This is a genomic window from Blautia sp. 210820-DFI.6.14 (assembly GCF_020558815.1).
Lineage (GTDB): Bacteria > Bacillota > Clostridia > Lachnospirales > Lachnospiraceae > Blautia_A > Blautia_A obeum.
The window spans coordinates 35,636-60,016 of record NZ_JAJCKS010000003.1 but is presented as its reverse complement, the minus strand read 5'-3'; the positions used below and the strand labels follow the sequence as shown (position 1 = coordinate 60,016).

Annotated in this window: 25 protein-coding genes; 1 reads left to right on the top strand and 24 read right to left on the bottom strand. The window is 42.0% G+C overall.

Annotation, left to right across the window (positions count from 1 at the left end; all coding sequences use genetic code 11):
* Positions 1–25: 25 nt before the first annotated feature.
* The 22 genes from LI112_RS04210 to LI112_RS04105 form a co-directional block, all read right to left on the bottom strand.
* Positions 26–853, bottom strand: coding sequence for a carbohydrate ABC transporter permease (locus LI112_RS04210; RefSeq protein ID WP_227190283.1), 828 nt, complete (start codon positions 851–853; stop codon positions 26–28).
* A complete protein-coding gene (locus tag LI112_RS04205) occupies positions 853–1,713 on the bottom strand; it encodes a carbohydrate ABC transporter permease (protein WP_117592040.1) in 861 nt (286 codons plus the stop codon). Before LI112_RS04205 ends, LI112_RS04210 begins: the two co-directional genes overlap by 1 nt.
* Before the next feature lie 139 nt (positions 1,714–1,852).
* Entirely contained in the window at positions 1,853–3,127 is a 1,275-nt protein-coding gene (locus LI112_RS04200) for an ABC transporter substrate-binding protein (RefSeq protein ID WP_117592042.1), read from the bottom strand.
* 10 nt (positions 3,128–3,137) lie between these two features.
* A complete protein-coding gene (locus LI112_RS04195) occupies positions 3,138–4,169 on the bottom strand; it encodes a zinc-binding dehydrogenase (protein ID WP_117592044.1) in 1,032 nt (343 codons plus the stop codon).
* Positions 4,170–4,576: 407 nt separating this feature from the next.
* Positions 4,577–5,440: a PD-(D/E)XK nuclease family transposase gene (locus LI112_RS04190; RefSeq protein WP_022388439.1), complete on the bottom strand. Its 864-nt coding sequence runs from the start codon at positions 5,438–5,440 to the stop codon at positions 4,577–4,579.
* Positions 5,441–5,759: 319 nt separating this feature from the next.
* Positions 5,760–6,677, bottom strand: a complete 918-nt coding sequence (gene nadA, locus LI112_RS04185; RefSeq protein WP_118197892.1) for a quinolinate synthase NadA — start codon at positions 6,675–6,677, stop codon at positions 5,760–5,762.
* Positions 6,674–7,225 (bottom strand): transcription repressor NadR, encoded by a 552-nt coding sequence (locus LI112_RS04180; protein ID WP_005425483.1) that lies wholly within the window; start codon positions 7,223–7,225, stop codon positions 6,674–6,676. The genes nadA and LI112_RS04180 overlap by 4 nt, the downstream gene beginning before the upstream one ends.
* A gap of 14 nt (positions 7,226–7,239) precedes the next feature.
* Positions 7,240–8,091, bottom strand: a complete 852-nt coding sequence (nadC, locus tag LI112_RS04175) for a carboxylating nicotinate-nucleotide diphosphorylase (protein ID WP_117753733.1) — start codon at positions 8,089–8,091, stop codon at positions 7,240–7,242.
* Entirely contained in the window at positions 8,084–9,373 is a 1,290-nt protein-coding gene (locus tag LI112_RS04170; RefSeq protein ID WP_119200808.1) for an L-aspartate oxidase, read from the bottom strand. The genes nadC and LI112_RS04170 overlap by 8 nt, the downstream gene beginning before the upstream one ends.
* Before the next feature lie 398 nt (positions 9,374–9,771).
* Positions 9,772–10,761 (bottom strand): DNA polymerase III subunit delta, encoded by a 990-nt coding sequence (gene holA / locus LI112_RS04165; RefSeq protein ID WP_044925759.1) that lies wholly within the window; start codon positions 10,759–10,761, stop codon positions 9,772–9,774.
* Between the two features lie 123 nt (positions 10,762–10,884).
* The gene (locus LI112_RS04160) at positions 10,885–13,218 is read right to left on the bottom strand and encodes a ComEC/Rec2 family competence protein (protein ID WP_330664097.1); all 2,334 of its coding nucleotides are present in this window, start codon (positions 13,216–13,218) and stop codon (positions 10,885–10,887) included.
* Between the two features lie 37 nt (positions 13,219–13,255).
* A complete protein-coding gene (locus tag LI112_RS04155; protein ID WP_227190281.1) occupies positions 13,256–14,203 on the bottom strand; it encodes a GerMN domain-containing protein in 948 nt (315 codons plus the stop codon).
* 10 nt (positions 14,204–14,213) lie between these two features.
* Positions 14,214–15,641 (bottom strand): cell wall metabolism sensor histidine kinase WalK, encoded by a 1,428-nt coding sequence (locus tag LI112_RS04150; RefSeq protein WP_227190280.1) that lies wholly within the window; start codon positions 15,639–15,641, stop codon positions 14,214–14,216.
* Between the two features lie 3 nt (positions 15,642–15,644).
* Positions 15,645–16,334 carry a response regulator transcription factor gene (locus tag LI112_RS04145; protein ID WP_005425500.1) on the bottom strand — a complete coding sequence of 230 codons (690 nt, stop codon included), beginning with the start codon at positions 16,332–16,334 and terminating at the stop codon, positions 15,645–15,647.
* Positions 16,335–16,344: 10 nt separating this feature from the next.
* On the bottom strand, positions 16,345–17,031 hold the full coding sequence (locus LI112_RS04140; RefSeq protein WP_005425502.1) for a ComEA family DNA-binding protein: 687 nt from the start codon (positions 17,029–17,031) through the stop codon (positions 16,345–16,347).
* Between the two features lie 134 nt (positions 17,032–17,165).
* Entirely contained in the window at positions 17,166–17,597 is a 432-nt protein-coding gene (locus LI112_RS04135) for a DMT family transporter (RefSeq protein ID WP_005425504.1), read from the bottom strand.
* A 216-nt stretch (positions 17,598–17,813) separates the two neighbouring features.
* Positions 17,814–18,179, bottom strand: coding sequence for a heavy-metal-associated domain-containing protein (locus tag LI112_RS04130; protein WP_117739115.1), 366 nt, complete (start codon positions 18,177–18,179; stop codon positions 17,814–17,816).
* The gene (locus tag LI112_RS04125) at positions 18,179–18,328 is read right to left on the bottom strand and encodes a hypothetical protein (protein WP_117639096.1); all 150 of its coding nucleotides are present in this window, start codon (positions 18,326–18,328) and stop codon (positions 18,179–18,181) included. The genes LI112_RS04130 and LI112_RS04125 overlap by 1 nt, the downstream gene beginning before the upstream one ends.
* Positions 18,329–18,339: 11 nt before the next feature.
* Positions 18,340–18,537: a FeoB-associated Cys-rich membrane protein gene (locus LI112_RS04120; RefSeq protein WP_055055686.1), complete on the bottom strand. Its 198-nt coding sequence runs from the start codon at positions 18,535–18,537 to the stop codon at positions 18,340–18,342.
* 103 nt (positions 18,538–18,640) lie between these two features.
* Positions 18,641–20,821 carry a ferrous iron transport protein B gene (feoB, locus tag LI112_RS04115; RefSeq protein ID WP_055055687.1) on the bottom strand — a complete coding sequence of 727 codons (2,181 nt, stop codon included), beginning with the start codon at positions 20,819–20,821 and terminating at the stop codon, positions 18,641–18,643.
* 121 nt (positions 20,822–20,942) lie between these two features.
* The gene (locus LI112_RS04110) at positions 20,943–21,161 is read right to left on the bottom strand and encodes a ferrous iron transport protein A (protein WP_005424329.1); all 219 of its coding nucleotides are present in this window, start codon (positions 21,159–21,161) and stop codon (positions 20,943–20,945) included.
* Between the two features lie 27 nt (positions 21,162–21,188).
* Positions 21,189–21,398, bottom strand: a complete 210-nt coding sequence (locus LI112_RS04105) for a FeoA family protein (protein WP_044925470.1) — start codon at positions 21,396–21,398, stop codon at positions 21,189–21,191.
* A 452-nt stretch (positions 21,399–21,850) separates the two neighbouring features.
* Here LI112_RS04105 and LI112_RS04100 point away from each other — a divergent pair, with 452 nt between their 5' ends.
* Entirely contained in the window at positions 21,851–22,225 is a 375-nt protein-coding gene (locus LI112_RS04100; protein WP_117592058.1) for a metal-dependent transcriptional regulator, read from the top strand.
* A gap of 70 nt (positions 22,226–22,295) precedes the next feature.
* On the opposite strand, the gene LI112_RS04095 is transcribed toward LI112_RS04100, so the two are convergent.
* Together LI112_RS04095 and argB are read right to left on the bottom strand one after the other, a co-directional pair.
* On the bottom strand, positions 22,296–23,486 hold the full coding sequence (locus tag LI112_RS04095; protein ID WP_369123564.1) for an aspartate aminotransferase family protein: 1,191 nt from the start codon (positions 23,484–23,486) through the stop codon (positions 22,296–22,298).
* On the bottom strand, positions 23,479–24,375 hold the full coding sequence (gene argB, locus LI112_RS04090) for an acetylglutamate kinase (protein ID WP_195968047.1): 897 nt from the start codon (positions 24,373–24,375) through the stop codon (positions 23,479–23,481). Before argB ends, LI112_RS04095 begins: the two co-directional genes overlap by 8 nt.
* Positions 24,376–24,381 lie beyond the last annotated feature (6 nt).

Sequence of the window (24,381 nt, the reverse complement as noted above, 5' to 3'; positions counted from 1 at the left end):
CTTTTCCTCCATCAAGTATGTTCTCTTATCCTTTTACGGCTCCTGCTACCATTCCTTTTACCAGATATTTCTGAAGGGATATCATTACAATACATATCGGTATGACAATGCTTACAACACCCGCTGCCGATAATGTCCAATAAGAAAGATCTTCTGCTCCATACTGTCCGATAGCTACCGGAAGAGTCATCGCTTTCTTTTGAGTAAGAATCAATGCAAATAAATATTCATTATATGAAAGCAAGAATGTAAATATAGATGCAGTTGCGATACCTGGTTTAGCAACCGGTAAAATAACTTTTGTAACCGTCTGAACCATATTACAACCGTCTATTCGTGCGGCCTCGTCCAACTCAGGAGGAATCGTTATCAGAAATCCTCTCATCAACCATAATGCAAATGGCTGATTGGATGCTACTACAATCACAACCAGAATAAATTTTGTATCTGCCAGTCCAAAATTAGTTGCAATTATAAAATAAGGAATCGCCAACAACATCTGTGGAAACATCCTTAACAACAATGTCGAATTTAAGATCCTGGTCGCAAATTTTCCACCATTTCTGATAAGACCATATGCACCCAACGTAGCAGTAGGTACTGAAATCAATACGCAGCAACCGGTAACTACTACTGTATTGTACAAATATTTTGTAAATCCTTTTTCAATCCAAAGGGTTTTAAAATTATCAAAAATAGGTGTATATATCCACTTAAACGACATGGAAAATGCGTCAACCGGTTTTTTTGTTGCAATCATAACTGCGTAAACAAGCGGAAAGATTGAAATGAGTGCAACAAGAATAAGAACTACATAACTGATTACTACGATCATTCTTTTTTTCGCTCTCATCAATCCACCTCCTTAACTCTCAAAACTTTCATTATAACGTTTATGATCACCGCCAGAATGATCAACGTTATAACACCAATTGCACATCCTCTTCCTACTCTGAGTTTTGTAAATGTAGTTGTATAATTATAGATTGCAAGAGTTTCTGTCGAAATTCCCGGTCCACCACCTGTCGTTACATTTACTCTGTCGAATAATCTGAATGCGTCCATTGTCCTCATCATAAAAATGATAATAATTAACTGTCTCAGATTCGGAAGTTTTATTTTGGTAAATAACTGCCAGTTATTGGCTCCATCAATTTTAGCTGCTTCAATCTGATCCAACGGCATTGACTGAAGTCCTGCATATAAAATAATTACTGAAAACGGTGTATTCTGAAATACTTCGCCCAGAATAATCACCACACGTGACCAGAACGGTGAATCCAACCATCCTGGTGTACTTATTCCTATCATGCGGCATATCTGATCAATAATTCCCCAGTTTGACATAAACATCCATCTGAAAATAACACCCATTGCAGCTGCTGTTATGAAATAAGGAATATAGATCATAATACTGATTGGTTTTTTAAAGTGATGAATATTATCCAAAAGTAATGCTAATATCATTCCTATTACAAACTGACTTAATACCGCAACTAAAGTAAGTATAAGTGTAAAGCCCAGGGCGCTGAGAAATTCGGAATCCTGGAATATACTGATATAATTTTCAAGCCCTATAAATTTTGCACTCTTACCAAGTCTGAAATCCGTAAAGCTATATATGATCGCATAGCCTACCGGAAAAAGCATAACTGTAAAAATCAAAATAAAACTTGGTAATGCAAATAACAGGTATTTACTTTTTCGATCCATCACCTCAACCCTTTCTTTAAATATTATTCAAAAAAGACAATACAGCACCACCATGCTGTCATGACCACGCAGATGTTTTTACATTTAGGCTATACTGTATTGTCTTTTTCACTTTAATTCATTATTCTAATTCATAAGATTATTCATAGTATCCTGCATCAGAGAGTATCTGTTCACATTCTTCTGCTGCTTTGTCCATTGCAGCCTGTACATCTGTTCCATTAGATAATGCATCAGATAATGCGGTCATGGAAATTTCCATAATTTCTGAGAACTCAGGAATTGCAGGTCTCATCTTTGCACCAACCTGAATCGCTTCCCATGCAGCTTTATAATCTGGTCTTTCTGCAAATAATGTATCATTCAAAAGGGATTCTCTGACTGGCATACCAGTTGATGCACCCTCTTTCATAACATCTTCTGTAAGTGCATTACACATTGTCTGGAATACAAGATCCGGATCCTGCTCTGTAAATGCAGATATTGAATAACCAGCTGTTGCATACAACGAAGCAGGTGCTCCACCCTCTTCAATTGATGGAGAGCTGTAGAATCCAACCTTGCCCACAACTGTAGATTTCTCAGGATTGTCCATATCACCTGATCTTGTTGTCTGAATCAGTCCCATTGCTGCCAGTCCCTGTGCTACTGCAAGTGCAGTTTCATCAGAACCATATGTCATACTGCCATCAGGACAATCATTCATTAATTTCTGAATGTATTCAACTGCTTTCATTGCCTCTGGACTGTTAAATGTTGGTTTCATATCATCATCAAACCACCATCCACCGCAGGCTGTCATAAAACACTGGAAGGTAATTGCAAGCATATCTGATGCTTTCAGAGAAAGAGTAATACCTGACATATCATCTGTATTCAGTTTATCTGCTGTATCTACTAGCTCATCCAGAGTCTTTGGTACTTCTAATCCAGCTTCATCCAATACGTCATCTCTTGCAAAAAGTAATGCAGCCCACTGATGACTTGGAATACCATAGATATGTCCATCATATGTATATGCATCCCACAGATAATCTGGAATATCATCAAAATTATAAACGTCATTATATTTTTCAATATAATCATCCAATGGCATCAGCCATCCGTTATCTGCAAATGTAGCCAGATCTGGTGGGAAAATATATGTGATATCATATGCACTGGACTTAGATGATAAGTTCATGGTCATCTTTTCCTGCCAGTCTCCATATGTTGTTAATTCTGTATTAACTGTGACATTTTCCGGTGCATTATCAATCATTGCCTGAGCATAATACTCAAGCGCCGCATATCTGTGACTCAGAAGGTTGATTTCCACATCTTTATCTGCCGCATATACTCCACTGGTTCCCATCATAACCGTCATTGACGCTGCAAGCCCACCTGCTACTAATTTTCTCCATCTGTTCTTCATAGATTACCTCCTATGGGTTTAAAATAACTTTGATTGCTCCGCTGTTCTTATCACATAACAGGTCAAAACCTTCTTTTACTTTTTCAAGTGGCAGCCTGTGTGTGATAACTTTATCGATATCTACTTTTTTCATTTTCAGGAATTCCAGTGTTGTCTCACATTCATCCGCATATCCTGTACTTCCGTATACATTCAGTTCTTTGTATATGATCTGCTGAATTGCAATATCGAGTTCCGGTTTTGTAAAGCCAAGAGCAACAACCGTTCCTCTCTTTTTGCACATATTCAGTGCCAGATTATAAGTAACTCCAATTCCAACAGCTTCTACAACTACATCCGGTCCTGTGCCATGAGTCTCAGCCTTGATCTTATCCATAAATTCCGGATCATCTGATTTCAGGCAGATGTCTGCACCAACATCTTTTGCAATTCCTAGTTTATAATCTGAAAGATCCACTGCAATGACTTTGACTGCTCCTGCAAGTTTTGCTGTCTGGATTGCCAGAAGACCGATCGTTCCTGCACCAATGATCACAACAACATCTCCGAGTTTTACGCCACCCCTGTTGATCAGATGTATCGCATTTCCAAGTGGATCAAGAAATGTGCCATGGTCATAACTTACTTCATCTGGCAAATGATATAGCTGTTTTTCATGCATGATCAGGTATTCGCACATTGCTCCATCCAGAAATCCTCTCATGGATGATCCAATCAGAAGTGAATGATCACACAGATGTGGAAGTCCTTTCTTACACATTGGGCATGTCTCATCATTGATCTGTGGATTAATAGCAACTCTGTCGCCAGGTTTCCATTTCGTTACTTCAGAACCAACTTCCTCAACATCTCCAGAGGCTTCATGTCCCATAATGATTCCAGGCTCTCTTCGATCTATTCCATCCCCCATGTATGGATGAATATCTGAGCCACAGATTCCAACTGCACGAATACGGATAAGTACTTCTTTCGGACCCGGTTTCGGTTTTTCACGATCACAGATTTTGAATTCATAAGGTCCTGTAAAAACTGCTGCTTTCATAGTTTACTGCTCGCCCTCCTTGTTCATTAATAATGTACAATGTTTTTGTTCTTGTTTAAAAAAATAACTTCCTCCTTTCCACTCTATGTTAAGCTGTATTTGTTCTGTATTATTGAACTTTGTTCTCATATATCGGGTGAATTCAAACTTGGATAAGGGATAATCCAAGCTCCGTTGTTCTGTATATTTGAACTTCGTTCTTCATGTATGTATAATATCATATCGGATTCCAATATGCAATCCACTAAATCAGACAATATTTTTCTCTATTTTTTGTATAAAGCGACGAATTTTCAAAAAACAAACAGGATAACGGATTTATTTCCATCACCCTGTCTGTAATCTTCCGATAGAATCCTATTTTCTCATTTACTTTGAAGACATCCTGTCAAATAGCAATTAATCAGTTATTTTTCTTCCTCTAACCAATTCCTCACTATTTCTCCCTCTTCTCCAAGAATCTGAGCAATCTTCTGTACTGGCATGCCTTCCTGGCTAAGTGCTTTCGCAGTCTCTTTCGCCTTTTTTATTGCGCCCTTTGCTATTCCACGTGCTTCGCCCTGTAATTCGCCTTTCTGCTCAAATTCTTGAATAAGTTTCTCTAACGCATCGCACATACTAACACTTTCCTCCGTTTCTGTCTCTTTTAATTCAGATACCCGCTTTGCTAAAACCTCACTGTACATATCATTGGCATTCTTACAATGCAAATCATGCATCAATCGCCCTAGAGCTGTGTCTTCGTCCTGAATCGAAGAATTCACGTATATAATATGCGATCCATCTCCAAACATTCCTCCGGTCTCTTCAATCACTCGATCTGCATGATAAATCGGCAATCCATTTCCCCGCACATCATCTTTTGTGATAAAGATCACATAACTGTCTGTCAATTCCTCAAAATTCTGCCCTGGATTTAAAGTATTCATATCCAGTAATCCACTGTGATATCTTGCTCTTTTCGGTGACGCTCCTTCTGTATCCTGTTGGATTTCTACATTATATTGGTTATTTACATCATCCCGCGCCACACAGTCAAGGATTGCAGATCTCCCCTGTAAATTCTTATAATCCTTCTGGACAGTATAATCCAATACCTGCAGATTTTTCATTTCCATTATGATACGCAGGACATGTTCTATACATTCACGCTTCTTAAATACATTCCGCATAAAGATATCATTCATGATTGTAAGCTCTTTTATTACATCTTTATACCTTATGTAACGCTGTTCCAGCTCATTATTCGGGACTGTAGGTGTATTTTCCATTTCGATAACGTCCTCCATTCGTATTATTAGTTTTATATAGTTTCAGATATTGTTCTTTGATCTAACTGTCCTTCTCTGAATACTGTTTCTTAAAGGAATTATCGGAATGTATTTTTCACTTTCTGTTTCATCCAGAAAATTTTATCTTCTGTACAGGTAAATATTTTTTCTGTACCCTCCTTTTCACTATAGTTCTTTATGTTCTAAGCTTAACAAAAACCTACTATCTGGTCAACGAAACTTTTTATAAACTCGAGTATAAAACAAGCTGCTGAAAATATCCTTTCCAGCAGCTCAACTTTTTCTTTATTTATTATATTCACCCTCCGAGTTCTACCATACGGTGAATGCAGCGTCCGGCGCCTTCCATAACATTTTCCTGAAGTTCGATCACTTCTCCGCCGGTTCCCTTCAGGCAATTGTAAATATCCATCAGTGTTGTGATCTTCATGTTCATACAGGTCAGCATGACAGACAGCGGATAAAACTGTTTGTCCGGACATGCAAACTGGAGATGTTCCACAATACTGTTCTCTGTTCCGATGATGAATTCTTTATTCGGAGATTTCTTTGCATATTCCATGATTCCGGTTGTAGAACCAACATAATCAGCAAGTTCTACGACTTCCTGACGGCATTCCGGATGAACCAGAAGCAATGCATCCGGATGTGCTTTCTTTGCTTTTTCTACATCTTGGGCGCTGACGATAATATGTCTTGGACATCCACCTTTGTAGAAGGCAAACTCTTTTTCCGGAAGTTTCTCTGCAACAAAACGTCCCAGGTTCGGATCCGGGATAAACAGAATCTTGTCATTATCCAGTTTACTGCAGATCTGTACTGCAGAAGAAGATGTCACGCAGACATCACACTCTGTCTTTAGTTCAGAAGTCGTATTGATATAAGCAACTACCGCATATCCCGGATGCTCTGCTTTTAACTTACGCAGGCTCTCCAGATCCAGCTGTTCTGCCATTGGACATCCGGCTGTCGGATTGGCAAGCCATACTTTCTTCTCCGGACTTAAAACCTTACAGGTTTCTGCCATAAAACGGACGCCACACATGATGACGCCTTTGCAGTTACTCTTGGATGCCTGCACACTCAGTCCATAAGAATCGCCCATGTAATCTGCTACTTCCAGAATTTCCTGTCCCTGGTAAGCATGTGCCAGAATACATACATCCTGTTCTTTTTTCATTCGCAGGATCTCCTGCTGAATTTCCTGTACTGTCATAATTTAATATTTCCCTTTCCTGTGCTCTGTTCCCATGGCTGAAGCGGAGCCAGAAAACCGGCTTTCTTCAGCTGTTCTTCAATCAGATCCAACCGTTCTTCACTTGCGGCTTCCACCAGATGATAATGATATCCTGAAGTTGCATTACTTAAAACAGTGGAATGACTGTTCTGCAATGCCTGTACAAACTCACTCACATCCTGTCTGGAGCGAATATCCATCTCCGCGCTGACACGACCATAAACTCTGTGACTGATACTGATATTTTTGACATGCCCCCCACAGTCTACGATCAGATTCAGTTCCTCAGCAGCTTTATCCTGGCTGTGACGAACTTTAAATTCTCGACTGCAACTGCTGTCCTGCTGAATCACATACCCCTTTGTTGTTGACAATATTCCCGGCGTAGAAGCCCTTATCACCGCCAGATCCTGCACGATCACCTGACGGCTGACACCAAATTTTCCCGCAAGCTCTCTTGCTGCCACCGGAGCATCTGCATTATGAAGGATCTTTAAAATTTCTCCGCGTCTTTCTGCAGTGTTCATAAGGTCTCCTCCTCTCACACCGCATGAAGATTTTTCATGGAAATGTCAAGGATTGGTGCAGAGTGAGTCAAAGCTCCGCTTGAAACAAAATCAACACCGATTTCACGGATCTTCTGAATATTTTCTTTTGTGATATTACCAGAGCATTCGGTCTGTGCTCTGCCATTGATCAGCTCAACCGCCTGTTTCATTACTTCCGGTGTCATATTATCCAGCATGATGATATCCGCACCAGCTTCTACAGCCTCTTTTACCTGTTCCAGTGTCTCTACCTCAATCTCGATCTTACGGACAAACGGTGCATACGCTTTTGCCATCTGTATCGCTTTGGTTACGCTTCCGGCTGCCCCGATGTGGTTATCTTTCAGTAAAACTCCATCTGAAAGATTATATCTGTGATTACATCCGCCTCCAACTCTTACTGCATATTTTTCAAATACTCGGCAGTTCGGGGTTGTCTTACGGGTATCCAGCAAAGTTACCTTGCTGCCTTCCAGAAGTTTTGCAACCTGTCTGGTATATGTGGCAATTCCACTCATTCTCTGCAGATAATTCAGCGCTACACGTTCTCCGGAAAGAAGGACTCGAATGTCACCTGTTACAGTTGCCATCAACTCACCTTTTTTTACTTCATCTCCATCTTTGCAGTGAAAATCAATCTCTGTTTTTTCATCCAGGATTGTAAATACTCTCGCATAAATGTCAAGTCCGGCAATTACACCGTCTTCTTTTGCGATCAGATCTACGGTTCCTTTTGTTGCTGTCGGCATAACCGCATTTGTAGAAACATCCTCGCTTGTAATATCTTCCTGCAACGCCATACGGATCAGCTGATCAGCCTGCATTTTCATTGTAATTTCATTCATGACTCTTCTTCATCCTTTCAATTTCATTTAAAACCATTTCATGATAAACAGTCAGAACTGCGTCTCTGTCCTCATATGGTTTCAGATCTATGCTACCCGGTCTGCACGGATCTGGTTTTCTTCCAAATATGATATCATCTGCAGCGCGTCTTGCAAAGACCAGAGATTCAAGAAGTGAGTTGCTTGCAAGACGGTTTTTGCCGTGCACACCATTACAGCTTGTCTCACCGCAGGCATACAGCCCCTTCATGGAAGTACGGCTTCCAAGGTCAACCTTGATTCCACCCATGAAATAGTGCTGTGCCGGAACGACCGGAATCGGCTCTTTGCGCGGATCAAAACCTTCTTCTACACATCTGTGGAAAATATTTGGAAAATGTTTCATGATGGTTTCTTCTCCCAGTGGACGCATATCTTCCCACACGAAATCAGTACCGTCTTTTTCCATCTGTGCAAAGATTGCCTGGCTGAGCAGATCTCGCGGCTGCAATTCATTTGTAAAACGCTGTCCGTTTTTATCATACAAAAGTGCACCTTCTCCTCTGACAGATTCAGAAATCAGGAAACGGCGTCCTGATTTCTGAGAATAAAGAGTAGTCGGATGAATCTGTATATAATCCAGATGTTCGAGTACCACCTGATGTTTCATGGCGATTCCAAGTCCATCGCCTGCAATATGCGGGAAGTTGGTGGAGTTTTTGTAAAGACCTCCGAGACCACCACATGCCAGAACAACGTATGGTGCTCTGACCGGATATACTTCATTCTTCTCATCCATGACGATTACCCCGCCACAGACGTTGTCTTTGGAAATGATATCGACCATGGTCATATATTCGCAGATTTCAATATTGTCTCTTGTCAGTGCCTGATTCAGAAGAGTCTGTGTGATCTGTTTACCGGTAATATCTTCATAGAAAAGGATTCTCGGCTGAGAATGTGCTCCTTCTCTAGTGAAATCCAATTCTCCCGTCTCTGTTCGTTCAAATGTAACATTTCTCTGTAAAAGATCTCGAATAATACTGTTAGAGCTACGGATCATCAGCTCGACTGCTTTTGCGTCATTTTCGTAATGGCCCGCACGCATGGTATCTTCAAAGTAATCATTATAATCTTCTTCTCCTCTGAGCATGCAGATACCGCCCTGTGCCAGAAAGGAGTCGGACTGATCCGCCTGCTGTTTGGTCAGCATCAGTACTTTCATTCTGGAAGGCAGATTCAGTGCACAGTAGAGACCTGCGGCTCCTGTTCCTACGATAATGACATCGTAATTTTCTTTCATTTTTGTTTCCTCGTACCGGTTGATGCCGGATTTTCTGTTGGGTTTTGTATTTTTATGTTTTCTGATTTGTGATTATACTACCCGACATGTTAGGTGTCAAGACACCTATGTATATTGGTGTAAAGAAATTCTTGCACTATCCGTGCCTTCGCCCCTTCCCGGGAGAAAAATTAAATAAAAGCGAAAACAGATGGATAAATATAGTACCCGGAAACATCTGCAATCGTTCGTCGTTGTACTTGAATATGTTCGGGCTGTGTTGGCAAAATCGGAAACTCTGTCTGAGCGTAGCGAGTTTGCTGACGATTTTGACGTTCTTAACAGCCAGGTTATATTCTAGTACAACCGGACGATGAAGCCGTTTCCGGGTACTATATTTACTCACATCTGTTACACTTTTATCTTTTTCTCTCAGTACTATATTTCACTATCAACAGTTCCACACTCAGCACATCCTGCAGTCTTCCGGTCTTCACTGCCTCCTCCGCATCAACAAAATCCTCTTCTGCCTGTTCAAGCTCCTCAACACTGTAAGCTCTCGCACAGGCCAGTATATTTCTTGCCACAAAAGACGGTACGCCAAGTCTGGTTGCAATTTCGTTCTGAGATGCCCCTTCCCCTGCCATTTTCTTTGCAAGGCACATCTGCCGGAATTGCTTCGACAGCAGGAACAGTATCCTCATCGGCGGCTCACGCAGCGTCAGAAGATCATTATACAGATCCAGTGCTCTCCTCTGATTTCGCTCCGTAACTGCACGAACCATATCGAAGATCTTATTCTCTGTCCGTGTTGTACAGATTTCCTCAATATCTTCTCTCGTTACAATATCCTGTCCCATGGTATATGTGATCAGCTTCTCCAGTTCCATACGGATATTTCCCATATCCGTACCGGTTTTTGTCAGAAAAAGTTCCATATCTCTGGTCGTGATCTTGCGTCCTTCTCTCGCCAGAATACCTGCTGCCCAGCGCATCAGTGTCTTTTCATCCTGCTTTGCAAACTCTACAATGCGGCCGCAGTTTTTCACCGCCTTATACATACGGCTTCGTTTATCTACCTCTTCTTCAACAAAAACCAGCCTCAGGTAATCCGGCAGCGTCTTCATATAATCTGCAAGTTCATCACATTTATTCTTAAAAAATCCGGAATTTTCCACAAGGACCACACGATGATCTGCAAAGAAAGGCATTGTCTCACAGAGGTCGATCATTTCACGCACCTCAATTCCTTTTCCTTCATATTTGGTAAAATTCATCGTATCATCATCCGGATTTAATGCATGAATCAGCTTTTCTTTGTACTGAATCTTCAGATACGCTTCCTCACCAAACAGAAGATATGCATTTTTGAATTTTCCTGTTTTAATGTCTTCCTGTAAATTTTTCACTTCCTGCGAAACCTCCTGAAAAATACCGTTTTCTGACGGAATGCCATCCACAGACAGCATTAATTATTCATTATCTGTTTAGTATAGACGATTTTGATTTTTTTCTCAATACCGTATCTCTGCTCACGGATGCACAAACGTATCCACCCATACCTCCTTACCATCGGTCTCTGCTGTCACAGCCCCTTCTTTCATTGTGTACCAAATCTTTGCCCCGGAATCTTCCAACCGTTCTATTGTCTCGCCAGACGGATGTCCATATGTATTTGTTGCAGAGCAGGAGACCACCGCAAGTTCCGGTCTCACCACATCCAGAAATTCCTGACAGGTGGAATATCTGGATCCATGATGTCCCACTTTCAGAAAGTCTACATCTTCCAGCTCCGGCAGAAGTTTTTTCTCCGTCTCTGTCCCGATATCACCGGTAAATAGCCCTTCAAAACCGCCATATGTCAGTTCCACGACCATACCGTCTTCATTCGCATCTGTTCCTGCAGTCCCTCTATCCGGTGAAAGGAATCGAAGAGAAGCTTTTCCAAGCGCAATTTGTTCCCCTTTTCTTCCCTTTTGTACATTCACGCCTGCTGCCTGCGCTTTATCCACCAATTGCTGATACGCATCGTCCGGTTGTGTCCATTCCGGTAAGATCAGGTTCTTCACCCTGACAGAAGTAAGATGTGTCCTCATATAATCAAACAGTTCCAGCACACCACTGATATGGTCATTATCCGTATGTGAGATCAAAATAGCATCAATCACTCCAATCCCCCGATTTTTAAGGAATGGCAGAATCTGATAGTGTGCAATATTCTTCTTGTTACTGCTGCCGCCATCGATCAGGAAATTCTGCCCCTGTGGAAGCTGAATAGAAATACAGTCTCCCTGTCCGATATCAAGACAGGTGATCTGCAGATTTCCAGACGGATGATAAATGAGGATTCCCAGTCCAAGTATCAGCATGATTCCTGATATACCTGACAGTAACTGATATTTTCTCAGCCATCCTTTTCCTTCCCCATGATTCTTTTCTTCCTGCATGAATGCATGATTTCCCGCCCTTTTTCCAGTTGCGCCATTCCATGTGACAGTTCCCCGACTCATTCCCAAAATTTCAACTCCCAAAAACAGCAATACATAATATCCGGCACATTGCCACAGCTTCGGACTTCCTGCGATCCATGTACAGAACGGAATTCCTGCTGCCAGTTCGCAGAGTTTCTCATACAGAAAAAGCAGCACTCTTCCAGGCAGCACCACATAAACTGCAGCACTGACCGATGCCATCCCAACCGCAACTGCTGCAATTCCACTGACCAGTACTACACTGACTGTCGGCAGCACCAGCAGGTTCAGAAAAAATCCAGCCAGCGAAATCTCTCCATAGATTCGCAGCATGATCGGAAAAGTCGTCATCTGCACAGCTATCGAAGATACCAGTGTTTTCATAACGGATGCCGCCAGACGATTCTCCACTCTAATGCATCCTGCCAATACCGGTGCCACTACACCAAGTCCGGCAACAGCCCCAAACGACAGCCAAAATCCACTGTTGTACAGATTTGCAGGTGCATCCAGAAGTAAAAGGACCGCCGACACTGCCAGCGCCGTCAGCAGATCATAGGTTCTTCCTGCGATTCTTGCACCAACCGCCACCAGAAACATGCCTACCGCCCGCATGGCAGAAACACTTTCCCCGGTAAGGATTCCATATTGCAGAAGAACACTGAGCACCACCATCCCGGCAGACACATTTCCAAATCCGGCTCTTTTCAGCAGATCAAAAAATCCAATCCCCAGTACACTGATGTGAAGTCCGGAAATCGCCAGTATATGAATGATCCCCGCCATCTGGTAACGAATCTTAACTTCATCTTCTAGGTTATCTTTCTCACCAAGCAGCATTGCTTCAAAAATACCGGCATCTTCCTTTGCCGCAATATCCAGCGTCTGCATTATCTTACTTTTCAGATTCTGCATAAACTGACCATATCTGGAATATTTGCTGCTCCATGCCAGAACCACACCGTTTTTCATAAAATAGTAGATTTTCTGACAGGCGTAGAATTGCCTGGAATCAAATTCTCCAGGATTTCGTGGCTCAGGAATTTCTTCCAGTTTTCCCGAAATCTTAACAGTGGTTCCAATCGGGAACTCTTTATTCGATTTTAAAAATACTCTTAAATTTTTTATGGGAATTTGTTCTGATCCGACGATCAGACAGACATGTTTAAGATAGGCAGAAAGAGAATATTCCGTAGCCTGATATTGCTGCACCTCCCCGCAGATGACAGCTTCCGGATGTTTTTCAATATATAATTGTACAGATTCCGGCAAAGGATTTCCACTGATCCGTGCAAATCCCGCCAGATCCATCAACCATATACAAAACATCAGAATCAGGCATACAAGACACACCGGGCGTCTTTTCATAAGCCTTCCTTTCTGTATATAGAACACCGCAGGCTATTCCACCTGCGGCATTACTGCATCAGGACTACTTTGGTTCCTCATCCTGTGCAATTAAATCTTCGTTTTTTTCATAAAATTTGTATAACGGCAGGCTATCCTGGAAGTTCCCCTCCGTACTTCCTTCAATAGATATCTGAACCCTGTCAACATCACAGGAATCTATAATAGAATTCACAACCGAGTAAATAGAGATATTTTCTCCTACTTCCGGTGTTTCATCACGAAAAGTACTGTTCATGTTAATATAGCAGATTCTGTCCGCTGTAATCACACTCAAAACCAGAGAACTGTCTGGTATTGTTGCATAATGCCCTTCTTCCATCGGTCCCTTCGCAAGCTGTTCAAGCACGACACGTTCTTTTGGAAGAGATCTTCGATAATATACATTTCTGGTTTCTTTCACCAGATTTTTTCCATTTTTATCCGTAAAATACAGTGTAAAAGTATCATAACGATAGCTTTCTTTGTCTTTTCCGGTATATTGTGCAAATGTATCTGAAGTCATCTCTCCAACTTCCTGATTTCGCGAGTTGGTCAGCGGCTGACCTCCAACTGTAAACTGGACTTTATGAATATCCGGAATCTGCAAAAATGTCTGCACAACTCCGTCGCGTGTCATAACCTCCCGGATCTTGCTCATTTTTGAGTATTCTTTACTGAAGTCTATGACAAGCAGATCTTTCTGCACTTCATAAGAATTGATGGAAACATCTTCTGGAAGAAGGCTGATTTCCCCATCCGGTGCATCTTTGCTCCCAACCTTCTGCATAAGATCTTTTACCATAAAATCTGCCGTCTCTTCTCCGGGTGAATATGGTTCTTCTCTGAGAAGCGTCTCACTCTCGTTCAGATAATACAGATGGTACTTACTCTCATCCTGCGAATCCTTACTGCTTTTTGTCTCAATACTGCATCCGGCAAGTAAACTGCAAACCAGTGCTGCCAGAAGAAGTACTCTTATATATTTCTTCATCCGGCACCTCCTACGGAATATAAGATAACGGGACACGAACTGAGAATGTAGTTCCTTCCCCTTCTCTGCTGAATACTTTGATCACACCATGATGCATGGCAATCGTACTTCTTGTTATCGCAAGTCCAAGACCGGTTCCTCCGATCTCTCTGGAATGTGATTTATCCACACGATAAAATCTCTCGAAAATACGGTCGATGGAATCCTCTGGGATACCCATACCGGAATCTGCTACCGTAACATAGAAAAACTTATGATCTGCGTCAAGTGACACACGTACCCAGCCATCATCTACATTGTATTTTATCGCATTTTCAACAAGGTTACTGATCGCAGATGTAAATTTCAGTTCATCCACATCCGCTTCCACAGGACGGAAACTGTCAAGGATCAGGTCAATATTGCGTTTGTCCGCAATCGGACGCAGACGTTTGAGAATATCCTCCAGAAGCTGATTGATATCCATATGACTGATCTGAAGATCTGCAGATTTCTTGTCCATTTTTACCAGAGTCAGAAGATCGGTAATAATACGGTTTTCCCTGTCAATCTCCGCTGTAATGTCACGCATAAATTCCTGATAAAGTTCTTCCGGAACTCCTTCCTGGCCGACAAGGGAATCTGCCAGAACCTTCATGGAAGTCATTGGTGTCTTCAGTTCATGCGATACATTGGAAACAAACTCTGATCTTGATTCATCCAGTACTTTCATACGTGCAAGCATCTTATTGAATGCATCCGTAATAAGCTCTGTTTCTGTATAATCCGGAACTGAAATCTCATCTTTCTGATATCCGTCAGTAAGATCTTCGATGGATTTGGTAACACTGGCCAGCGGTTTGACCAGAATCGTAGAAAGGCCATAGGCAAGCAATACAGACAATGCAACGATAATTCCTGTGAGCAGCATCGCCATCTGTTCCTGTGCTCCCACCGTTGCCATAATGTCACTGATTGAAATATTTACAAGCATGGCTCCCTGAATCTGCGGGACATCCGCGCTCTTTACGGGAACAGCCATTTCCAGCATCTGCCCGTATCTGCGGTAATTTGTGACTTCTCCGTTCTTAAAACACTTCACGACCTTTGGTGAGATCAGTGTCCGTCCTTCATCTACATGATAGGTATCTGCAATTACTTTCAGATCTCTGTCTACAATCACCATTCTTCCGCCATATACATTAGACAACAACTCCAGCTTGCTGTTCACAGACTGTGAGCTGGAGTCATTGAGATAATTTTCTTTGATGATCTGATTACACAGAATCGCACACTGTGTACTGATCTCACTTACCTTTACTTCAATTGCCTGTTTTTCATAATTACTGATCATGAGTTGTGTCACGATAGCACTTGGCACAATTCCCAGTATGAGCAGTATGACCAGTATCCGAAAACGCAGACTCTTAAAAAACTTTGTCTTTTTTTTCGTTACCATGGGTTATGCCTGGAAGTAATATCCTACGCCCCATTTGGTGTGTACATATTTAGGCTCACTGGGATTAGCCTCGATTTTTTCACGAAGACGCCGAATATGTACATCAACGGTTCTGACATCTCCCGGATATTCATATCCCCAGACAATATTCAGAAGATTTTCACGACTGTATACCTTGTTCGGATTGAATACGAGAAGCTCCAGCACATCAAATTCCTTTGCTGTAAGATTAATTTCTTTGCCTGCAATAAATACACGACGGCTCTCGCAGTCCAGTTTCAGATCGCCTGCTTCAATTGTCTTCGCCTTTTCCTTTTCTTCATGTTCAGAACGCGCACGACGCATGATTGCTTTGATTCTGGCCTTTACTTCAAGAATATTAAATGGTTTTGTAATATAGTCATCTGCCCCGTAGTCCAGTCCAAGGATCTTGTCCATGTCCTCACCTTTTGCAGTAAGCATGACGATCGGAACATTGGAGAATTCTCTGATCTGCTGGCAGACTTCCAGTCCATCCATCTTCGGAAGCATCAGGTCCAGAAGGATAATATCGTATTTATTCTCCTTTGCCTTCTCAACCGCTTCTTCTCCGTCATAAGCACAGTCAACTTCCATACCGTCCTGTTCCAGATTAAAACGGATTCCTTTTACGATCAGTTTCTCGTCATCAACTACTAAAACTTTCCTGCTCATTCTTTTCTCCTTATTTCACAGCTATTTTATCCTTTATCGCCGAAAACGTACTTTCTTTGATTCCCGGCACCTGCATGATCTCCTCAATACTGGAAAAGAAACCATGTTCCTCTCTGTACGTAAGAATTGCCTGTGCCTTGGCATCACCGATTCCTGACAGGCTCTTAAGCGCAGATGCATCTGCTGTGTTGATATTCACTACACCATTTGCATCTGTTGTCTCAGATCCCGGATCCGCCGGCTGTATTGCCGCAGGTAAAGCTCCCTCTTCCGCTTCTTCCTGCGTAGGTACATAAATCTGCTGTCCGTCACTGACCGGCTGTGCCTGATTCACGGCCGAAGCCGCTGCTTCCGGCAAAAATCCTCCAGCCGCCTCTATTGCCTGAAAAACCCGGCTGCTCCCATCCAGTTCATAAACTCCCGGATTCATTACTGCTCCGCAGACATCCACAAAAATCATTTCCGGCTCTGTCTCCACCGGCATCTCCGATAGCTCCGCTTCTGCTGATATTTTTGCTTCCGCCAGATCCTCTGTTGCATCATTCCCAGCCTGTGTATCATCCTGTGTTTCTGATTCTGATACAGTATCCTGTCCGTCCAGCATTATTTCTGTTTTGTTTTTCTGACATCCACTCATTCCTGACAAACCTGCCAGAAAAAATATGCTCAATATCAGACTGTAAAAATTTACTTTCATGATCTCGGTTCACTTCCCTCCGTAGGATTACGGCAGACCTCCCCGATTCTCATACTTAACCATGTCTTATTTTAACGAATTCCCGGTAGATTTACAATAGGAAACTTTATTTATTCCTGTGCATGATAACTTTATTATTCCCATTTAAAAATCACAATGCCGGCAATCGCGATCAGCATTCCCAGAATCTTTCTCCACTCAAACGGTTGCTGCATTGTTCCAAACATTCCCAAAAGTTCAATTACATATGCCACGATCAACTGGGAAATGACGATCAGCATAGCTGCTTTTGCAGGCCCAAGTGCCCCCATGCTCTGAATAACAGTAATTGTAATAAATGCTCCGATCACTCCGCCAAGAAGCGTGTATTTATTATCCACCTGCCATAATGCCGAAACACTCTGTCTTCCTGTAAATATCCATGCCAGCACGCAGACCATAAATGCTGAGAGCTGCACCCATCCCGTTGATACCCATAAACTGGTCTGTTTCGTCACTTCTGTATTAAAAACACCCTGAATACTCATCAGTGCTCCCGAGATCAATGCCGTAAAAAATCCCCACATAATGCAACCTCCACTCAGCTCAGATGATTTTCCTGTAGCTGTCTGCAAATTTTATTATCAGCTTATGCAGAAAATCTGTTTTTTATACAGGGAACCACTTCAAAAAATCACTTCAATAATGCCTCTGCATTCTTGCTGCGAGATGCGCAGAAAAAATCCCGCAGCTTCATATGCCACGGGATCCGGGAAATGATATTTCCTTCATTATATTATGAATTATTTGATGCTTACGACTCTGTACCCTGCATCCTTGACGATTTTTCTAAGCTGTTCGTCATCAAGTTCACGATCATAAGAAACGACTGCTTCGTTCTCAGAAAGATTTACTTTTGCAGCTGCTCCGTCAATCTTGTTGATTGCCTCTGTAACAGCCTTTACACAATGTTCGCAGTGCATACCGGAAATTTTGAGAACCTTCTTTCCAAGTATCGGATTCTCAAGTTTTTTATCCGGAATATCGAGAACGATCTCTCCACTGCCGCCTCCACAGCATGGACTCTCTCCTTTAAAATGTTTGATAGAACCTTTCAGTGCAAACCCAAGCAAAACAATTACGATCAGTACTATAATTATATCTACCACTATTTGTCACCTCTTCTGAATTCTTCGTCTTTTTTCTGTTCCCTTTTTTTCCTGATCCACTGAACCCCCTGATAGATCAGCATTCCTACAATATAAATAACAATGACCGCACCAAACATGTACATTGTGGATCCTGTTGAATTTCCCATATCAGTGCCTCCTATTTCAAACGATTCTTAGAAGACTGCGCGGTGTTCTTATGAAAAGCAGCACCGCTGCATCCACCGCAGCTTCCACAGTTTCCACTGCATCCGGCACACCCCGTATGTTTACCTTCTTTGGTATTCTTTACACTTTTATAAATGATAAATGCACAATATCCAAGGATCAGAATCATTATAATAATATTTGCCAGCATTTCACTCATCCTCTCTTCATCAAGTACTACCAGTCATCGGTTTCGAATCAAACAGAGGCCGGACACATCTCTGTATCCAGCCCCCTTATTATTACATTTTTTATTATGCCTGTACAGAACGTTTAGAATAAACTTTCTGATCTTTGTACGGGTCCGGTCTGAACAGCAGGAACAGCATTACAATAAGTACTACGAATCCTACTACAGTTCCGAAACCGAATGCTCCACCAGTTACAAAGGAACCAATCTGATAGAAGCAGAGGCAAACAACGTAAGCAAAGATGTTCTGGAAAAGAATTGCGAACCAGAACCATTTTCTGTCGTTCATTTCTTTTGCCATAGTTGCAATAGCTGCAAGGCAAGGAGAATCAAGAAGGTTGAACATCAGGAAGGAGAAAGCTGCGATTCCTGTCGGGAACCAGCTTGCAACACCTGCTGCAACGTTTACTGCATCTTCTGTATCACCAGCTACGTTAGCCAGGACACCCATTGTAGATACGATAGCTTCTTTTGCTGTAAAACCGGAGATAGAAGCTGCTACCGGCTGCCATTCACCGAATCCAAGTGGAGCAAAGATCGGAGCGATCACACCACCGATTGCTGCCATAAGGCTGTCTGCGCTGTCTTCTACCATACCGAATCCACCATCTGTGAATCCAAATCCACCAAGGAACCACATTACTACGCAGGCAAGGAACAGGATTGTACCAGCTTTGATGATGAAGCCTTTCAGCCTTTCCCATACATGAAGGAGAACTGTTTTAACCTGCGGAATATGATACTGTGGAAGCTCCATTACGAACGGAGCCGGTTTACCGGAGAACGGTTTTGTCTTCTTAAGAATGATTGCTGCTACAAGTACAGCTACGATTCCGATGAAGTACATCAGAGGAGCGATAAAGGAGCTCTCTGCATATCCTGCAGTTTCACCAGCGATTACACCACCCATAAGAGCGATAACCGGAAGTTTGGCACCACAAGGAATAAATGTTGCTGTCATAATAGTAAGACGTCTGTCATTGTCCTGTTCGATGGTCTTGGAAGCCATGATTCCAGGGATACCGCATCCTGAAGAAATCAGAAGCGGAATGAAGCTCTTACCGGAAAGTCCGAAGTGACGGAATACACGGTCCATAACGAATGCAATACGTACCATGTAACCACAGTCTTCAAGGATGGACAGGAACAGGAACAGAATTGCCATCTGAGGAACGAATCCAAGTACTGCACCAAGACCACCGATGATACCATCAACTACAAGTCCCATTACCAGGTCACCGGCACCGATGCTGGTAAGGATGTTTGTAAAGAAGTCCTGAATAGCTACTACAAATACATCATTTGTCCAGTCTGTTACGAATGTTCCGACTGTTGTTACGGACACATAATATACAAGCCACATAACTGCAACAAAGATCGGGATACCAAGAATACGGTTGGTAACGATACGGTCGATCTTATCGGATACAGTCAGTTTATCTTTTGCTTTTTTAACCGTCGTATTAACGATCTTCTGGATGAATTTGTATCTTTCGTCTGTTACGATACTTTCCATGTCATCGTCATGCTGTTTTTCAAGTTCCTGACGTTTTGTATCAACCAGAGACTGTCCGGAAGCAGAAAGCTTCATAGCCTCTTTTACTTTTTCATCATTCTCAAGGAACTTAACCGCATACCATCTCTTCTTATCATCTGTAACAGATGTAGGAAGAACACCTTTTACTTCGTCGATAGCTGCTTCCATATCTTTGGAGAAGATTTCTTTTGGAAGATCAACTTTGCTGCTCTTTGCAACTTTGACAGCCTCGTCGATCAATTTGTCAAGGCCTTCCCCTCTCAGCGCAGATGTCTCAATGATCGGGCAGTCAAGCAGCATGGAAAGACGCTTGGTGTCAATCTTGATTCCTCTTTTTTCAAGAAGATCAGCCATGTTCAGTGCAATAACAACCGGAACACCTGTCTCGATCAGCTGAGTGGTCAGATACAGGTTACGCTCGATATTTGTTGCATCGACAAGGTCAATGATCACATCTGGATTCTCTTTGAGGACATAGTCACGGCTGACTACTTCTTCCAGTGTGTATGGTGAAAGGGAATAAATACCAGGAAGGTCCGTTACGATAATGTCTTCGCCCTTTCCTTTCTTTCCCTTTAATTTACCTTCTTTTTTCTCTACAGTAACTCCCGGCCAGTTTCCTACGTACTGGTTAGCGCCCGTTAATGCGTTGAACATTGTTGTTTTACCACAGTTCGGGTTGCCGGCAAGTGCAATCTTAATTGCCATTTTTTCTTACCTCCTTAATCCCTCTTATTGTAACTGCGTTCTTCTCCACAGTTGCATTTTTCATAATAGTTCTTACAGAACACTACAGCGTACTTACTTTACCTGTACGCACTGAGCGTACTTACTTTACCTGTACGCACTGAGCATCGTTCTTTCTTACAGATAACTCATAACCTCTAACAGTGATCTCTACAGGATCTCCAAGCGGAGCAACTTTTCTGATATACAGTTCGCTTCCTTTTGTGATTCCCATGTCCATGATACGACGTTTGTACGCGCTGTCTCCTTCAATCTTTGTTACAACAACGGTACTTCCAACTTTTGCATCACCTAAAGTCATCGTTCTGTCTCCTTTCCGTTATAAAATTTATATAAATATGTGCTTTGCCATATCTGAATTAACTGCTACACGTGCATCTTTGATGTTCACGATCACATTTCCGCCGATTGCAGAAACGATACTCACTTCAGCCTCATTGACAAATCCAAGATTCGCCAGAAAACGTCTTGTTTCTTCGTTTCCACCTATTTTCTGAATCTTACATTTTTCTCCGATTCCAGCCATTGTGATAGGCATCATATGTATCAGCTCACTTTCTTTTATAGTCTTTATTGAGAATTATTTTCTTTATCAAAAAAAGTTCACAGTTAAACACCATTTACTTTTTCTTACAGGGTTAGTATATGCTAACGTTTGTAAGCTGTCAAGTACTTTTTTTCGTTTAATAAAACTATTATTTGTTATGTATAACTTCAATCTGTTATTTCAAACTTATATTTGTAGTATATAACCAATGTTTGGCTCAAGGAACTTCTGCATCTCTGAATTTTATCGGTTTTATACGTTACTGTTCACAGTAACTTTTATACAATTATTTATAAGTATATTTATGCATTTTTGTTGTCCCCGGCGATAAAATATGATATTATAGAAATACTATAAAATTGAGTGAAAACCTTAAATTTTAAAGTAATTTAAATGAGAAATCATTTTCCATTAGATCATGAACAGAAATTGGGGTGTAATAGATGCATACAAACGAATCCGCCGAAAATTATCTTGAAACAATTCTTATCTTAAGCAAGTCACATCCGGTCGTGCGTTCTGTAGATGTTGCCGCTGAGCTTGGTTTCAAGAAATCCAGCGTCAGTGTCGCAATGAAAAAGCTCCGCGAGACAGATCAGATCACTGTATCTCCGGAAGGATATCTTTATCTGACAGAATCCGGTCGTGCTACCGCAGAGAAAATCTACGAACGTCATCTTTTCCTTTCCGAGTGGCTTGAAAAGCTTGGTGTTAATCCGGTTGTTGCAGCAAGCGATGCATGCAAGATCGAACATGTGATCAGCAGCGAAAGTTTTGCAGCGATCAAGAAACATATTGATCTCGACAGTATGAAATAATCATTATGAAGTGAATGGTACAGAACTGTACAGAATTTAAGAATTTTTCAGAACAGGCAAGAGCCCGGCATTAAGCCAGGCTCTTTTCTAATTTCTCGATCATTTCATTGATATGTTCTTTTGTGATAACAAGCGGAGGAACGAGACGAAGCACATCACTTCCCGCAGAGATCACAAGAAGTCCATTCGCAAGTGCTTTTGTCACAACACTTCCAACTGTCGTACCTTCGATCACCAGTCCCTGCATGAAACCTTTTCCACGACGTGCTGCGACAATCGGATATTTATCCACAAGTGCATCCAGTTTTTCCTCAAGATATGGTGTAAGTTCCTGCACATGTGCAAGAATGTTATCCTGTTCAAAGATATCAAATACCTTGCTGACTGCTGCACATACGAAAGGATTTCCACCATAAGTTGTACCATGGTCTCCTGGCACCAGAGACTCTGCTGCTGCTTTTTCTCCAAGAACGAATGCCCCAACCGGAACACCGCATCCAAGTGCTTTGGCGCATGTCATCACATCTGGCTGCACACCATAAGACTGCCATGCAAAATAATATCCGGTTCGTCCCATGCCGCACTGAATCTCATCAAAGATCAGAATAATGTCCTTTTCGTCGCAAAGTGCGCGAAGCCCCTCCAGGAATTCCTTTTGCGCCGGATAAATTCCTCCTTCACCCTGTACGACTTCTGTAATGACTGCACAGGTTTTATCTGTGATCTGTGCCTTCACACTCTCCAGATCATTAAAGTCTGCAAACTTCACACCGCCGATCAGTGGTTCAAACGGCTCTCTGTAATGTTCTGTTCCTGTTACAGAAAGAGCTCCCATGCTTCTGCCATGGAAGGAATGATTCATCGCGATAATCTCAAATCTTCCTGCTTCTTTGCCATATTTGGTATAAGAATATTTACGTGCAGCCTTGAGAGCGCCCTCAATTGCCTCTGTACCACTGTTTGTAAAGAATGCTTTACTGAGTCCACTGGCTTTGATCAGTTTCTCTCCCGCTTCACTCATTGGTTCATTGTAATAGAGATTTGAAATATGTGTCAGCTTGTCGATCTGACTCTTGAGTGCGTCATCATATCCCGGATAATGATATCCCAGTGCATTTACTGCAATTCCGGCAGCAAAATCAAGATATTTTTTGCCTTCTGTGTCATAGAGGTAGCATCCCTCTCCATGGTCAAACATGACCGGAAAACGGTTATATGTATGCAGAATGCTTTCTTCTGCATGATTCATCTGTTCATTCATGCTCATCGTAGTATTTCTCCCCGTCCTCTCTCAAAATAGCAGTACCGATACCTTTATTTGTAAAGATTTCCAGAAGAAGGCTGTGTGGAATACGTCCATCCAGAATATGTACTCTGTTTACCCCTTCTTCGATCGCATCGATACAGTTCTGCAGTTTCGGAATCATTCCGCCTCCTACATAACCTTCGCTGATCAGTTTTTCTGCTTCATGTACATGCAGCTCAGAAATCAGTGTATTCGGATCATCTTTGTCTTTGTATACCCCTTCAATATCAGAGAGGAATACTAGTTTTTCTGCATGTACTGCTTCTGCGATTGCACATGCTGCATCATCTGCATTGATATTATAAGAATCAAAGTTTGTGTCATAACCAATCGGAAATACGATCGGAAGGAAATCTCTTTCCAGAAGATCCTGCAGAACCTTCGGATTTACTTTTTCGATATCACCAACATATCCAATATCCTCTCCATTGGAAAGTTTCTTGTGGCACCGAAGCAGTCCACCGTCTTTTCCGCTGATACCGACTGCCTGCACACCAAGAGATTCCACCAGAGTAACCAGTTCTTTATTTACCTTTGCAAGAACCATTTCTGCAATTTCCATGGTATCCTTGTCTGTTACGCGAAGGCCATTGATAAAACGCGGTTCCATGCCGACTTTGTTCACCCAGCGGCTAATTTCCTTACCACCGCCATGAACGATGATCGGTTTGAATCCGATCAGTTTCAGAAGAACAACATCTTTAATGACATTTGCCTTCAGTTCTTCATCCAGCATGGCACTTCCACCATATTTTACTACTACGATCTTACGATTAAAACGCTGTATATAAGGAAGAGCCTCAATAAGAGTCTCGGCCTTGTCCAGATATTTCTGATTTACCATTTTTAT

What these genes read in the sequence shown, in the direction of transcription:
- LI112_RS04145 (WP_005425500.1), bottom strand. Translation starts at nt 16,334, where the DNA reads ATGAGCAGGAAAGTTTTAGTAGTTGATGACGAGAAACTGATCGTAAAA.
- LI112_RS04135 (WP_005425504.1), bottom strand. Translation starts at nt 17,597, where the DNA reads ATGTGGGGATTTTTTACGGCATTGATCTCGGGAGCACTGATGAGTATT.
- LI112_RS04110 (WP_005424329.1), bottom strand. Translation starts at nt 21,161, where the DNA reads ATGACTTTAGGTGATGCAAAAGTTGGAAGTACCGTTGTTGTAACAAAG.
- LI112_RS04150 (WP_227190280.1), bottom strand. Translation starts at nt 15,641, where the DNA reads ATGGTAACGAAAAAAAAGACAAAGTTTTTTAAGAGTCTGCGTTTTCGG.
- LI112_RS04210 (WP_227190283.1), bottom strand. Translation starts at nt 853, where the DNA reads ATGAGAGCGAAAAAAAGAATGATCGTAGTAATCAGTTATGTAGTTCTT.
- LI112_RS04195 (WP_117592044.1), bottom strand. Translation starts at nt 4,169, where the DNA reads ATGAAAGCAGCAGTTTTTACAGGACCTTATGAATTCAAAATCTGTGAT.
- feoB (WP_055055687.1), bottom strand. Translation starts at nt 20,821, where the DNA reads ATGGCAATTAAGATTGCACTTGCCGGCAACCCGAACTGTGGTAAAACA.
- LI112_RS04200 (WP_117592042.1), bottom strand. Translation starts at nt 3,127, where the DNA reads ATGAAGAACAGATGGAGAAAATTAGTAGCAGGTGGGCTTGCAGCGTCA.
- LI112_RS04155 (WP_227190281.1), bottom strand. Translation starts at nt 14,203, where the DNA reads ATGAAGAAATATATAAGAGTACTTCTTCTGGCAGCACTGGTTTGCAGT.
- LI112_RS04105 (WP_044925470.1), bottom strand. Translation starts at nt 21,398, where the DNA reads ATGCCTATCACAATGGCTGGAATCGGAGAAAAATGTAAGATTCAGAAA.
- LI112_RS04100 (WP_117592058.1), top strand. Translation starts at nt 21,851, where the DNA reads ATGCATACAAACGAATCCGCCGAAAATTATCTTGAAACAATTCTTATC.
- LI112_RS04205 (WP_117592040.1), bottom strand. Translation starts at nt 1,713, where the DNA reads ATGGATCGAAAAAGTAAATACCTGTTATTTGCATTACCAAGTTTTATT.
- LI112_RS04095 (WP_369123564.1), bottom strand. Translation starts at nt 23,486, where the DNA reads ATGAATGAACAGATGAATCATGCAGAAGAAAGCATTCTGCATACATAT.
- LI112_RS04140 (WP_005425502.1), bottom strand. Translation starts at nt 17,031, where the DNA reads ATGAAAGTAAATTTTTACAGTCTGATATTGAGCATATTTTTTCTGGCA.
- LI112_RS04190 (WP_022388439.1), bottom strand. Translation starts at nt 5,440, where the DNA reads ATGGAAAATACACCTACAGTCCCGAATAATGAGCTGGAACAGCGTTAC.
- LI112_RS04120 (WP_055055686.1), bottom strand. Translation starts at nt 18,537, where the DNA reads ATGCTGGCAAATATTATTATAATGATTCTGATCCTTGGATATTGTGCA.
- LI112_RS04170 (WP_119200808.1), bottom strand. Translation starts at nt 9,373, where the DNA reads ATGAAAGAAAATTACGATGTCATTATCGTAGGAACAGGAGCCGCAGGT.
- LI112_RS04180 (WP_005425483.1), bottom strand. Translation starts at nt 7,225, where the DNA reads ATGAACACTGCAGAAAGACGCGGAGAAATTTTAAAGATCCTTCATAAT.
- nadC (WP_117753733.1), bottom strand. Translation starts at nt 8,091, where the DNA reads ATGAATGAAATTACAATGAAAATGCAGGCTGATCAGCTGATCCGTATG.
- nadA (WP_118197892.1), bottom strand. Translation starts at nt 6,677, where the DNA reads ATGACAGTACAGGAAATTCAGCAGGAGATCCTGCGAATGAAAAAAGAA.
- LI112_RS04125 (WP_117639096.1), bottom strand. Translation starts at nt 18,328, where the DNA reads ATGGGAAATTCAACAGGATCCACAATGTACATGTTTGGTGCGGTCATT.
- argB (WP_195968047.1), bottom strand. Translation starts at nt 24,375, where the DNA reads ATGGTAAATCAGAAATATCTGGACAAGGCCGAGACTCTTATTGAGGCT.